The sequence below is a fragment of the Actinomadura sp. B10D3 genome (assembly GCF_039871695.1).
In the GTDB taxonomy this organism is placed as follows: Bacteria; Actinomycetota; Actinomycetes; order Streptosporangiales; family Streptosporangiaceae; genus Spirillospora; species Spirillospora madurae.
Map to the genome: position 1 here is coordinate 225,805 of NZ_JBDPLY010000009.1, position 12,685 is coordinate 238,489.

Annotated in this window: 9 protein-coding genes, 1 tRNA gene and 1 pseudogene; 2 read left to right on the forward strand and 9 right to left on the reverse strand. The window is 68.0% G+C overall.

Going from position 1 to position 12,685, the window contains the following annotated elements:
• Positions 1-132 precede the first annotated feature (132 nt).
• The 3 genes from ABGB11_RS16865 to ABGB11_RS16875 all read right to left on the reverse strand — a co-directional run bounded on the left by ABGB11_RS16865 (position 133) and on the right by ABGB11_RS16875 (position 4,132).
• Positions 133-1,893: a chaplin gene (locus ABGB11_RS16865; protein ID WP_347633665.1), complete on the reverse strand. Its 1,761-nt coding sequence runs from the start codon at positions 1,891-1,893 to the stop codon at positions 133-135.
• Positions 1,894-2,064: 171 nt separating this feature from the next.
• Positions 2,065-2,742 (reverse strand): hypothetical protein, encoded by a 678-nt coding sequence (locus tag ABGB11_RS16870; protein WP_347633667.1) that lies wholly within the window; start codon positions 2,740-2,742, stop codon positions 2,065-2,067.
• 79 nt (positions 2,743-2,821) lie between these two features.
• Entirely contained in the window at positions 2,822-4,132 is a 1,311-nt protein-coding gene (locus ABGB11_RS16875) for a M20/M25/M40 family metallo-hydrolase (RefSeq protein ID WP_347633669.1), read from the reverse strand.
• Positions 4,133-4,248: 116 nt separating this feature from the next.
• Between ABGB11_RS16875 and ABGB11_RS16880 the strand changes: the two genes are divergently transcribed.
• Both ABGB11_RS16880 and ABGB11_RS16885 read left to right on the forward strand, forming a co-directional pair.
• A tRNA-Leu gene (locus tag ABGB11_RS16880) sits at positions 4,249-4,337 on the forward strand.
• Positions 4,338-4,562: 225 nt separating this feature from the next.
• Positions 4,563-5,378 carry an SAM-dependent methyltransferase gene (locus ABGB11_RS16885; RefSeq protein ID WP_347633671.1) on the forward strand — a complete coding sequence of 272 codons (816 nt, stop codon included), beginning with the start codon at positions 4,563-4,565 and terminating at the stop codon, positions 5,376-5,378.
• Positions 5,379-5,740: 362 nt separating this feature from the next.
• Here ABGB11_RS16885 and ABGB11_RS16890 read toward each other — a convergent pair whose 3' ends face one another.
• The 6 genes and pseudogenes from ABGB11_RS16890 to ABGB11_RS16915 form a co-directional block, all read right to left on the reverse strand.
• Positions 5,741-6,322 carry a TetR/AcrR family transcriptional regulator gene (locus tag ABGB11_RS16890; RefSeq protein ID WP_347633673.1) on the reverse strand — a complete coding sequence of 194 codons (582 nt, stop codon included), beginning with the start codon at positions 6,320-6,322 and terminating at the stop codon, positions 5,741-5,743.
• Positions 6,319-7,950, reverse strand: coding sequence for a CocE/NonD family hydrolase (locus ABGB11_RS16895; protein WP_347633675.1), 1,632 nt, complete (start codon positions 7,948-7,950; stop codon positions 6,319-6,321). Before ABGB11_RS16895 ends, ABGB11_RS16890 begins: the two co-directional genes overlap by 4 nt.
• Before the next feature lie 218 nt (positions 7,951-8,168).
• Positions 8,169-8,879 carry a hypothetical protein gene (locus tag ABGB11_RS16900; RefSeq protein WP_347633708.1) on the reverse strand — a complete coding sequence of 237 codons (711 nt, stop codon included), beginning with the start codon at positions 8,877-8,879 and terminating at the stop codon, positions 8,169-8,171.
• 10 nt (positions 8,880-8,889) lie between these two features.
• A pseudogene (locus ABGB11_RS16905) lies at positions 8,890-9,060 on the reverse strand (IS701 family transposase); the annotation flags it as partial.
• Between the two features lie 1,260 nt (positions 9,061-10,320).
• Positions 10,321-10,608 carry a transposase gene (locus tag ABGB11_RS16910; protein ID WP_347633677.1) on the reverse strand — a complete coding sequence of 96 codons (288 nt, stop codon included), beginning with the start codon at positions 10,606-10,608 and terminating at the stop codon, positions 10,321-10,323.
• A gap of 111 nt (positions 10,609-10,719) precedes the next feature.
• A complete protein-coding gene (locus tag ABGB11_RS16915) occupies positions 10,720-11,826 on the reverse strand; it encodes a GNAT family N-acetyltransferase (RefSeq protein WP_347633679.1) in 1,107 nt (368 codons plus the stop codon).
• Between the last annotated feature and the right edge of the window lie 859 nt (positions 11,827-12,685).

Genomic DNA, 12,685 nt, shown 5'->3' on the forward strand with positions numbered 1-12,685 from the left:
CGTTACTCCTGCCGCCCGCGCGGCCTGCCTTCAGACGGGTGTTCGCCCGCCCCAGGGCGAACACCCGGGACGGGCGAAGTTTTCCGCTCGCCGTGCGGGCGTGGCGGCGCGGCCACCACGCCCGCCGGCCGGTTAGCGGCGGCCCACGCGGAAGCGGCGGGCCAGCGCCAGGGTCCCGGCGGCGATGGCCAGCACCCCGGACACCGCCAGCACCCACACCGACCCGGAGTCCGCGCCGGCCGCGTCCGTGGCCGCGTCCGTGGCCGCGACCTCCGCGACCGGGCCGAGCTCACTCGTCACGGGCACCTGCCCACCCGTGCGAAGCAGGCCATCGGCACTGACCGGCGTGGCGGGCAGCGGGAGCGTCGACGCGCCGTGGGACGTCAGCGGCCGTCCAGCCGCTCCAAGCCCGGGAACCTGAGACCGAACGCCGTCCGCGCCCAGAGTCTCCCCGGTACGCCCACCGTCCTGCACGAGACCGCTCTGGGCGAGCCCACCCGTCCGGGGCAGCGCAAGCAGGTTGGGCACCCCGTCCACCCGCACCAACGCACGAACCGGGAGCAGCCCGTCCACCCCACGCCGCTCAGCCGCGACCGACCGACCACCCACAGGCAGCGCGCCGACTCGCGGGAGCCCATGCACCTTCGGCAGCGCCACCAGCCCATCGGTCTTGGGCAAACCGCCCACGCCGGGGAGGTCGGTCGCGGTGTGGCGGTCGGTCGTCTGGGAGTGGCCGGCCACCGCGGGGGACGCGTTGATCTCCGCCAGGCCGTCCGTCTCGGGCAGTGGGCTGAAGAGGCCGTGCACGCCGTCCACCTTGGGCAGCGTGTTCTCGCTCGGCAGGCCGCCCGTGGCGGGGACGGCGCCGGTCGTCCGGGAGTAGGGCTGGTAGCCGCCGTAGCCGGGGCCGCCCTGGCACAGGCCGGAGGCGAGGCCGGCGATCGCGGCCGCGTTGCCGCAGACCTCGGCCGGGGCGGTGACCGGCGCGTTCCCCTGGTTTCCGGCGAGGACCCCGCCCACGCCGGACATGTGCTGGTCGCCGCCGGAGCTATTGCGCGCATGCGCGCCGCCCTCGCAGAACGCGCCGGCCTGCCCGGCGACCGCCCCGGCGTTGCCGCAGAGGGTCAGCGGGATGCTGACGGGGGCGTTGCCCTGGTTTCCGGCGATCACGCCGAGGTCGCCCGCCGTGGTCTGCCGTCCCGTCCGGTGGCCGCCGTTGCGGACGGACGCGCCGCCCTCGCACGCCGCCGCCGCGTTGCCGACCGCGTTGCCGCAGATGTCCACGGGCACGCTGATCGGGACGTTCGCCTGGTTGCCGGCGCCGACACCGAAGATGCCGGACGTCCGCTGTCCCGACCCGGTGTCGCCGCCGGCCTTGACGCGGGCGCCGCCCTCGCAGCCACCGACCGCCTCCCCGGCGACCGCGGCGGCGTTGCCGCAAACGTTGACCGGGATCGAGATCGGGGCGTGCACCTGGTTCCCCGCGAGGACGCCGCCCGTCCCGTCGGTGCGCTGGCCACCGCCCGCTCCTCCGCCGCTGACACCGGCACCGCCCCGGCAGCCCGCGTCGGCCTCGCCGAGGACGGCCGCGCCGTTCCCGCAGACGTTCACCGGCAGGGAGATCGGCGCATTGACCTGGTTGCCGGACGCGATGCCGTGCGCGCCGGACGTCCGGCCGCTCCCGCCGCGCTTGCGGACCTTGGCGCCGCCGCGGGACGTGGCGTGCGCGGTACCGAGCAGCGCGGCGCCGTTGCCGCTGACGTCGACAGGGGCGGAGATGGGGACGTCCACCTGGTTGCCGCTCAGCACGCCGGCGCCGCCGTTGGTGACGTCGGCGAAGGCGTTGGCGGGGATGACGCTGACACCGAGGGCGACAAAGCCCGCGGTGAGCATCGCGGCACGTGATGTGCCTTTTGCCCACGTTCGCATGATGCTCCGTTCGAAGAGAAAAGAGGCGAAGAGACAGGTGTGTCTCGGGGGGATGCCGCGCATGAGGGCACGGCGAATGACCGGAGCGGCGCGCCCGAGCCGCACGGGCACGCGTCCGGAGCCTGTGATCAGGGATTAGTCAGGCGCGAAGGACGGCTCGTCCGCGGCGGTGCGGACGGCCGGGGGCATCGCGCCGTCGGCGCGCGGAAGTGCCGCGCGCGGCGGGGCCGGAGCCCACGTCCCGACGTCGGGCAGCCCTGTGGCCGAGGTGCCGGGGACGACGCCGCCGGCCGCCGAACCGCCGTCGGGATGGTCGGGCGCCTTCATGGGCGCCTGGTGCTGCTGGACGGCATGGCGCACCCCATGGGCGACGGCCGTCCGATCGACGGAAACCTTGGAAACACGGCGCACGCCAAGCTCGCGCGCCGGCCGTTGGGCCTGGGAAGCCTCACCAACGGCCGCGGCCGGAGGTCCTTTCCGCACGGCCACCGGGTCGGCCGAGGCCTTCGGCAAGACCACCTGTTGCACCGGCACCTCGCGCGGCGCTTCCCTCGCCACGGCACGGACGACCCGGCGCACCGGCTCAGGCTCATGAACGGTCGTGACCGCGTCCCCGAGCATGGGCGCCTTCGCGACGATCTCGGCCGGCGCGGCGGCCCCCTCATCGGCATGCGCGGACTGCGCCGCGCACCCGAGGAGCCAGCCCGCGATCAGCAGCCCGCCGAGAACGAGCAGCCGCCGGACGGCGCGCCCGGCGGAGACGCGGCGCGGCCGGGCGATGACCGCCCCGATCCGCGCCGCGTCCCCTGCCACCACACACCCTCCGTTGCGACGGACCCGTCCTCAACGAATGGTGACGATAGCACCACGGAACGCAATGGCGATGGCAAATTCAGCAGCGATCAAGGAATGTGTCGAGAACCCTGGCGCCGAAGCGCAGCCCGTCCACGGGAACGCGCTCGTCAATGCCATGGAACATTCCGGAAAAGTCCAGATCCGGGGGCAGTTTCAGCGGCGCGAATCCGAAGCACCGCATGCCCAGCTTCGCGAACGCCTTGGCGTCCGTCCCGCCGCTCAGGCAGTACGGGACCGGCAGCGCGCCCGCGTCCTCCGAGGTCAGCGCCGCCTCCATGGCCGCGACGAGGGCCCCCTCGTAGTCGGTCTCCACCGCGTGGTCATGGTGGACGAAATCCCGCTCGACGTCCGGCCCGAGAAGTTCGTCCACCACCGCGAAGAACTCCTCCTCATATCCGGGCAGAAAGCGCCCATCGATCTGAGCGGTGGCGCTCTGCGGAATGACATTCGTCTTGTATCCGGCGTCCAGCCGCGTCGGATTGAGCGTGTGCCGGAGCGTCGCGCCGATCATTCGCGCCAGCGGCCCGATCTGCTCAAGGCACTTTTCCGGATGATCCGGATCGAACTCCACCCCGTACGCCAGGCACGCCCGCTCCAGGAAGGCCCGCACCGTCTTCGTCAGCCGCACCGGGAACTCGTGCGACCCCAGCCGCGCGACCGCCGCCGCCACCGCCGTGACCGCGTTGTCCGGATGCACCATCGACCCGTGCCCGGCCGTCCCCTTGGCGGTCAGGTTCATCCACGCGATGCCCTTCTCCGCCGTCTCGATGAGGTACATCCGCCGGTCCCCGGGCACCGTCAGGCTGAACCCGCCGACCTCCCCCACGGCCTCGGTGCACCCCTCGAACAGCTCCGGATGCTCCTTCACCAGCCACTGCGCGCCCCAGTTCCCGCCGGCCTCCTCATCGGCCAGGAAGGCGAGCACTATGTCCCGCGGCGGCCTGCGCCCCTCCCTGAGCCGCTGCCGCGCCACGGCCAGGATCATCGCGTCCATGTCCTTCATGTCGACGGCGCCGCGCCCCCAGACGCAGCCGTCCGCGATCTCCCCGCCGAACGGGTCCCGCGTCCAGTCCTCCGGGCGCGCCGGCACCACGTCGAGATGCCCGTGCAGCAGCAGCGCGTCCCGTCCCGGATCCTCCCCCTCGATCCGCGCGACGAGACTCGCCCGCCCCGGATGCGACTCGAAGATCCGCGTCTCCAGCCCGACCTCCTCCAGCTTCTCCGCCACGTACTCGGCCGCCACCCGCTCGCCCGGCCCCGAGTGATCGCCCGGGTTGCTGGTGTCGATCCGGATGAGTTCCTGGCAGAGCCGGACGACCTCGTCCTCAGCGGTCGGCTCATGCGCCACAGTGATCACCTCGTGTTCTCGCGTACCGTCCCATGGTGCCCCGCCGATCGACTTCGCCGCGACTCGCCACCTTTGGTATGGTGAAGCCCGCCGCAGCCCGCTGCGGCCTGCGACCGGTCCGGGTGGCGGAATAGGCAGACGCGCTAGCTTGAGGTGCTAGTGCCCTTTACGGGGCATGGGGGTTCAAGTCCCCCCTCGGACACCAGCGGTTACCCCCAAGTAGCGTTCGGGAGTAGCGGATCGGCAGGGCTGCGACACCCTGAAATTCTTCGACGACGAAAGCCGGACGGCGGCAACCGAACTCGACTCGGACATTCTGGACAGCGCCCGGCAATCCCACCGTCGCACACTGAGCGTTCGGACTACGCTGCGCGTCGGGCTGACCGCCGCCGGTCTGGCGGCGGGAGTTGCGCGCTGTCCGGAAAGTACGATGATCACATCATCGCGACGGGAGGACGAACGCGTGCAGGATGTGACCAGGCCGAGTGTCGCCCGGATGTACGACTACTATCTGGGAGGTAAGGACAGCTACCAGGTCGATCGAGATGCCGCAGAGCAAGTTGCCCAGGCCATGCCGGAGATCCGCGAGTTGGCCTTGGAGAATCGTTCGTTCCTGCGCCGCTCGGTGCGGTACATGGCGCGCCGTGGAATCCGGCAGTTCCTCGACATCGGCTCCGGTCTGCCCACGGCCGGCAACACTCATGAGATCGCCCAGGCGATCATCCCGGACGCTCAGGTCGTCTACGTCGACATCGACCCGGTGGTGCTGACACACGGCCGGGCGCTGCTGGCCACCGACGACCGGACCACGGTCGTCCAAGGCGACATGCGTCGGCCCAGTGAGGTGCTCGGCCATCGGGAGACCGCCCGCCTGATCGATCCCACTGCTCCTGTCGGGGTGCTGATGATCGCGATGATTCACTTCCTCACCGTCGACGAGCGGCGTTCGGTCATGCAGCAGTTGCGAAAGGCCCTGGCTCCCGGCAGCTATCTGGCCGCAACGCACGTCACCGTGGAAGGTCATGCTCCCGCAGCGGTCGAGCAGATCGAGGCCGTCTACGCGACCACGCCCACGCCGATCTTCTTCCGCCCGAAGGAAGAGATCACACCGTTCTTCGAGGGGTTCGACGCAGTCGATCCAGGCCTGGTCACCATCGACCAGTGGAACCCCGACTCTGACGAGCTGGATCAACCCGCCGAGAAGATCGGCACCTGGCTCTACGGAGCCGTGGGCCGCAAGCCCTGACAGATGAGCCCCCGGCCAAACCTCCACCCGAAAGCCAAGCCCCCGGGCCGGCGAAGAGGGCGACAGCGAACCCGTGACCCGTCAATGCCCACCAGGACGCAACTCTCCGACCACTTGTTCAGAGAGTGACTGATCAGCCACTCTTGTTGCCGGAATAGCTCGCACGGGGGTTTCGTCGCGGCGGCCGCGGGTCGCCACGAGGAGACGAGACCCCGAGCCGCAGGCCACTTACGGCTTCTTTGTTCGGGGCGGGTCGCTACGAGCGCCCTGCTGACTGCCTTGGCTCGAGGGGCGCGTCCGGGGTCGATTCAACAAGTCAGGAGCCTGCTGGCGTCCCGATTCTGCCCGGGCGGCAGAATGGCTCAGGTCATCCGGACGAAGGTGTCGACCAGCCGCTGCACGTATGCTTCGTCGATTGATTCGTGGCTGATCAGGCGGCGGTAGAACAGGGCGCCGCCCATGACTCCGGCGAGGAACTCGGGGTCGGTGTCGCCGGGGAGCTCTCCTCGGTCCAACCCGGCCGTGATGATCTCCTCCAGGCGTGCTCGTCGTCGTTTGATCAGGGCGCCGAGCAGCTCACGGAGGCTCTCGTCCCGTTCGGCGCCGTCGACGAGCGCCGTCATCAGCGGTGCCCAGGGCGACTCGGTGATGACGCGTGCCAATTCACCCAGATAAAGCGTCAGGTCCTGGCGGAGCTCGCCGGTCGAGGGACGGTCCGGTGCCGCCTGGTTCAGCGAGGTGAACGCCTCGATGATCAATGGTGGCAGGCCGGGCCAATGACGGTAGATCGTGCTCTTGGCGACGCCCGAGCGGTGGGCGATGGCCTCCATGGTGGTGCCGCCGACGCCACGTTCGGCGAGCAGCTCCACGGTGGCGGGCAGGACGCGGTCGCGGGTGCGCGCTATGCGCGGATCGGGATCCTGCCCGGCCGTTGCGTTGATCACCAGGGAACCGGTCCTTTGACGGTCAGTTCGATGCGGCTGGGTTCTTCCGCGCCGTGGAACACCGTGTTCCTCGCGGCATAGGGCGGTCCGGCCATCTCGAAGTACATGTACCGCTCGTCGTCTCGCGGGGCCAGGCGTCGCGGATCGCTACCGATCTCCAGCAGCAGCCGGTGGCCGCGTCGCAGAAGCTGAGCGAACGGAGTCAGGCTGAACCGTACAGTGAACGGGCGGCTCGGTTCCACCGGCACCGGGCGGGTGTGGTCATGCACGATCTCGGTGGGTGTGCTGCGGTTCTCATCGACGGTTCGGTGCGAGGCGAGCAGCCAGCCGACGCTGATGGTGGTCGCTGTGTCATCGGGCGCCACGTCGCTCAGACGCACCTGCACATGCGTGTCCATGGCTGTGGTGGCCATCCGCAGCGTGAGGTGGGCGGGCCCGACGAGATGGACGTCGTGCGGCGCGGGTGGAGACTCGTACCGCACCTCATGTTGGGCGAGCCGGTCGAACGCCCCCGGGTACTCGACACCGGGTGGTATGGCCGCCCAGGATCGTGTCGTGCGGACCTGGTCTTCGTCCTGTGCGGTGAGCCGGTTCGAGCCGTTCTCGTCCGCCCCCGCCACGAGGTGCAGATTCCACGGCCGCGTGTCGGGGACAGGCCAGTCATCGGCGCTCTCCCAGCGCTCGGCCCCGTGGAGCCAGTACCGGACGGCTGGAAGCGCGTCGTAGCCGTTGTCGACACCCCGCAGGACATGATCGTAATAGGCGACGATCTCCTCCTGGTAGCGCAGATAGGGCCAGTGGTTCCACCGAGGTCCGACGAACATGCGCTTGGGGCCGGCCACCGAGTGCCAGACGTCGAAGGCGCCGAACAGGTGAAGCCCGACCATGCTCCACTCGGTGCCGATGAGCACCGGTATCTCGATCTGCGGCAGGCGCGGCCAAGCCGAGCCGTCCCGGTACAGCGGCCCGTCGAACGGCTCATCGAGCGCGTACAGCGCCCACCGGCGCAGCCACGGCTCTGGAACCGGCAGCCGCCTGACCGCGCGCGGGAGCATTCGCGTCATCCGTGACCGCACCAGGGCCTGCAGCGGACGGGTACCGATCACGTACCCCAGCGCATGCCGTACCGCCGGTCTCAGCCGTACTCGCTGCACCGCACCGTTGACCGCAATGTAACGTCCCATGAACCCCGAGGTCAGAGCCCCATTGTGGTAGATCATCATCCGGTACAGGTCGGTCGCCGACCCGAACGGCGCGATCGCGGCCAAACCGGGAATCCGGTGCCCCGCCGCGAACAACTGGCTGATCGAAAAGTAGGACATGCCCGTCATCGCGACCCGCCCGTCGCACCACGGGCGATGCGCGATCCAGTCGATCGTGGCCTGCAGGTCGGCCAGCTCGGAGGCGCCGAACATCTCCTCGGGCAGCGCCCCCGAGGAACGCCCGGTGCCTCTGGCGTTGACGACGACCACCGGGTATCCGCAAGCAGCCAGATACGTCACGTCGCCCGGCTCATTGAACGGCGCGGGCGCGCCGGTCGGCATCAGATCCTTGTTGTACGGACTCCAACCGAGCAGTGCGGGCCGTGCGCCGTCGGTGACCGGGCGGTAAAGGTCACCGATCAACATCGTGCCGTCCGGAAGCGGGATCTCGACGTCAGGCTCGGTTCGGACCCGGAACCGGGGACGTGGCGGCGGATCAGGTGTCCAGCCCGCCGATCGGGGCCCGCGGACAGTCGACCGAGGGGATCGCATCCCGCCACCTCCAAAGTAGAACGCAACCGTTCTACAGCGAAACGGTATCGTTCTACAAGTCGACCTCGTTATCCGACCAGCGGGTCCGGAGATCAGAATTCGAAGAACACGGCCGCGTTGTCTCCTTGCAGGTGGATGTCGAACCGCAGGACGTCGTTCTCGCGCCGTGCCACGAGTCGGAGGTCCTGGGGTGGCAGGCGTTTCAGCACCGGGTCCTGCTCGTTCGCCTGTCGCTCATCGGGGAAGTACAGCCGCGTCATCGCCTGTTTGAGCAGGCCGGTGGCGAAGACGGCGACGTTCAGGTGGGGGGCGTGGAGACGGCCGTCGCCCGTTCGCACCGGTCGGGGTTTGCGGACGGTGATGCGGAACACGCCGTCCTGGCCGGTCCGCGCGCGCACCCACTGCTGGCCCTGCCATGCCTCGATCATGGCGTCCGGGGAGCCCGTCCTTGGCCGTCGAGAACGGAGCCCTGCACCTGGAACCGTGAGCAGACGAACGACGTACAGATCGCGTTGCGGCCACCGCGGTTCAGCAGCAGTGAAGTTGTGGTCGCGTGGATCCACACGGGCGCCCCGGGCGTGCGCCGCGCGCGGTGCCTCCAGCGCGGGCTCGGGCGGATCCTCGGCCGAGCACTGCGGCAGGTTCGGCACGATGACCGGATCGGCGTCCCGAACCGCCCGCAGACCGTAAGGAACCGCGCAGGCCGACCCGCCGCCCACGATCGTCGTGTCCGGTTCGCCCGCGACAACGGCCTGACCCGACAGGACGACCCAGCACTGGATCCCCTCGTCCACGAGCAGCACCCCGAGTCGTCCCGAGGTGCTCGAAGACGTACTCGCGCAGGTCATCGCGCATCCCCGACACATCCCAGCAGACGTTGCCCAGCAAGCGCTGCATCCGGTCCGGCGCCAGCAGCCCGGTCACATACGCCCGCGCCTGCCGCCGCGGCTCCACCCGAGGAAACCTTGCGCCCACCTCGTCCAACCGCCGACGGAACTCCGCGCCCCCAACCGTATGCCGCCCCGGACCAACATTTCCCTTTGCGGACGCATCGAAGGAGCGAACGACCGCGGCTGAAGGAATGGCATGCACGCACCCGGAAACGTCCAGGACCCGTACGGCTGGCCATGTACGTGATGCTCGCGCATTGGGTACCCGCCGCCCTCGTGAACCTGGCGATTTGCGACCCAGCCGGCCACCACCGAGCCGCAGTAGTACTCCGCCGGACCAGCGACCTCAAGACCTGGAGGGTCGGGAGCTGGCGCGGTGGCATTTCGGGCGGTAGGGCTCGGGGCCTTTCTTCCGCCGGTTTCCCGGTCGGGTGTGCTTTCCCCGATGACCGTGGCCAGTTCTGCTCCGTTTCCAGCTCCCGCCCGATCTCCTCACCCACTGGGCCCTGGCCACCCTGATCTGCACCGCCGCCACCACCGTCGGAGTCGATCCCGACCGGATCAAGTTCCTGGCCACGCTCCGGATCGTGCGCCGCTCGGTCACCGACCGAGCGGCCTTTCCCCCCTGAGCCCGGCCCCGATCTCTGAGCGCGAACCGTCCACCGGGTCGGCCGGCCCCGCAACCGCAACCCCGAACGCCGCCTCCGCACCTACCCCCGTTCTGTCAAACGCCCCCGACGCAGCAGCTACCGCGAACGACGCCCCAGCGACAAGGGCATCCGCCACACCGGACCGCCCACCGTCCAGCTCCTCACACGGGCAGGCCCACGCCAGCAAGATCATCTATTTAAACGGCATTGGACCCTCCGACGCCCTTCCGGCACGCCACCCACTTCCCGAGGTCATCGGTTATAGGGTGCGACGCTCCAGCAACAATTTCCGCAGGTCACTGGGCCGGGGAGGGCCTCCCCAGTTCCCGCCGCCACTATCGGCACGTTCCGCGCCCCATACGCCGGGGAGTTCCTCGCGGCTGCTTCCAGGCTCTTCACCGCTTCCATGGCCTTCACCCCGATTCCGAAGGGCTCGGCACTCCCTTGCCCCACCCTCACGGGCGGGTGAGTAACGACGCCGCAGGCTTCGCTTTACGCTACGGACCGCACCGTCGCTCCCCCATCAGGGCCTTTGACGCTGGGCTTCGACCCCGCCCGTTTCCAGACGGAACCGCCAGCCTGCTACCGGGCCTCCTGGCAGCTACCCGGACCGGACTCACACCGGCAAGCGACGACGAGCTTACGAACAAGATCAGCCGCTCACGCGGCATCACCTCCCGTTCTGCTGGGCGCACGGAATCAGCTCAGTGCTCGCCTCCCAGCACCAACTGGACATGGACCTGTTGTCCCGCCTGGACGAGGTCACCTTGAAAGCAGGGCCTCGAACACCCCCGCGTTCGCCGCTGCCGGAAGCGGTTGCTCACCGTGAACCACGCGCCAAACTCACCCGGCGTCTCCCGCCACTGCGCCTCGGTCCTGAACCACCAGATCACGCCCTCGGACTGCTCCCGCAGCCGCTCGGGATACGGGCCGAAGGAACCGACCGGCAAGTAGGGCTCAATGAAAGCCCACTCTGCATCACTCGGCGGCATGCACGCCACCCACGATGATCTACCGGATCCATCGCCACAACAAAGACGGACCCGACCGATCGATCACAACCCGATATGCGCCCTAGTTCTTCGAAGAGGTAAGGTCGAAGATCATTGAGCCCCCAAGAATTCGCTGACAGTATTCTGCGCGCACCTCAGCGAAGCGCTCGCCTCCAGCGGCTGAGTGACTGCGACAATGGTGTGACCCCATCGGGCGCCGTACTGTGACTTGTACCCGATCTGATTGCCGGTTGGCAAGGTACGCCCCAGATCGAGCTCAAGGAATCCCGCGTCGGCCAGGTCATCCGCAAGATGACGCAGCAGCACATGCCCGGCTGCGAACTGGTGGCAGTCAGTATCCCTGGCGGCGAGAACCGAGTAGCACCTCTTCTCCCGGTACAGGCAAAGCTCGGCGGCGACGGGGACGTCATCCAGTTCCAGGGTGGCAACGAAGGCCAGATCGCTCCCACATTCGGCGAGTACGGACTTCCAACTCCCCGCGGAGAAGGGGCGTTCGGAGTGCTGACGGGCATCGAGTTCCGCCAAGATTTCGAAGGCTTCCAGAAGCTGGCTGGTAGTGCGGGAACGCTTGAATTCCAGCCGGTGGCCGGACTCCCGAAGCTGCTCTGCCTTCCGCAGTCTACGACGATGCGTGCGTCGCGTTTCCCTCGACAAGCTGTCGAATGACAAAGGAAGGTCGACAGTCGCATACGGTACGAGGTGGAGTGACCAGTTCTCGTCGGACGCCAACTCCCTGGCGAGCGCACTGGCCGCCGGAATATCGGACACCAGCACCCGGTTGTCTTCTCGCCTCAGCTCACCGAGAGCCTCGGACACCGCCCTGGCGACTTCCATGCAGTCGCTCGCCGGCCCCACTATGCCGACGGACTCCGAATAAGGAGTCGACAGCAGTCGAATGGCGCCCTCCCCCGCATGGAGTTGTTCCTGCACCAAGGCCAACGCTCCGACAGGAGAGCCCCCACTCATGACCAGAACGATGAGCGGGTGACTATGCAGAGGTAGCTGGTGACTCCACCCCTTCAGCCATGTATGGAATAGATATGGCGCAGCATTCACGTCCAGCGAGTACAGGATAGACCACTGGTCGCGAAGGAAGTTCGTCGCCTCGTCATCGCGAAGGATGACGGTTTCGAGCTCTCCGAGATCATCTGCGGTTCTTGCAGAAGGCCTTTCTTGGTTCTGACGCTCCAGATACACAGCCAAGCCTTTCTTTGCGTGGACGAACGAGGCTGGTCGAGCGCCTCGTCCGCAGCTTTATCGGCGGGGCGCACGTGCCGTCCATACGGTTACCACCACTTGCCCGGAAACGATTTTCCGGAGCGATCAAAGGCGACTGTGTAAAGAGAGAGTGCAGAGCATCAGGTGTTCTCGCCTACTGACGGCGGATCAATGACTCAACCCTTGAAGCAATTTGATTACTCCTCATGCGCCCAGGGCAAGCGGACCGGACCAGCCGTGAGGTGGCGCGGGACGCGAAATCGGCGAACAAGGTGCCACGCCGACTCTTTCCCATCGAGAGGCACCAGATGGAGAGGAAATGTACGGCGATGGCCGGCGGCACGCCGGTCTCTGAGACTGAGGAGTTGTTCGACTGCAGTATGTATCAGGGCGATGAGACGACATCCAAGGGGGTGGACTGTTCATCCAGTCGCGCTCGTCGCGAATTGGCGCAACGACGTAACTACTGATCTGGTAAAACGATGCACAGTGCGGGGGTTGGCGGCCTATCGGGGGAAGCACTGGCGTTGGGTGTACTCAAGGAATCAGTGGCGATGTCGACTCCAGAAGGCCGATCTTCGTTCTGACTGGCGTATCCATACCTTTCGATCAAGGGTGAGCGACATGGCGACAGACACCCCGTTCTCCTGCAAAGGCAGGGTAACCGCCTAGTTCAGGATTGAGTATCACAAGGAAGGGCAGCTGATCAAGTACGGCAGCTGTAGATCGTGGCTGTGGGGATGATGCTGCTGGTCGGCGGGGCGCCCGGGATGATCACGATCGGGTGGAGTGCCGGACATGCGAGACGGCCGCCGTGATCGTTGCTTTGTGTGACAAA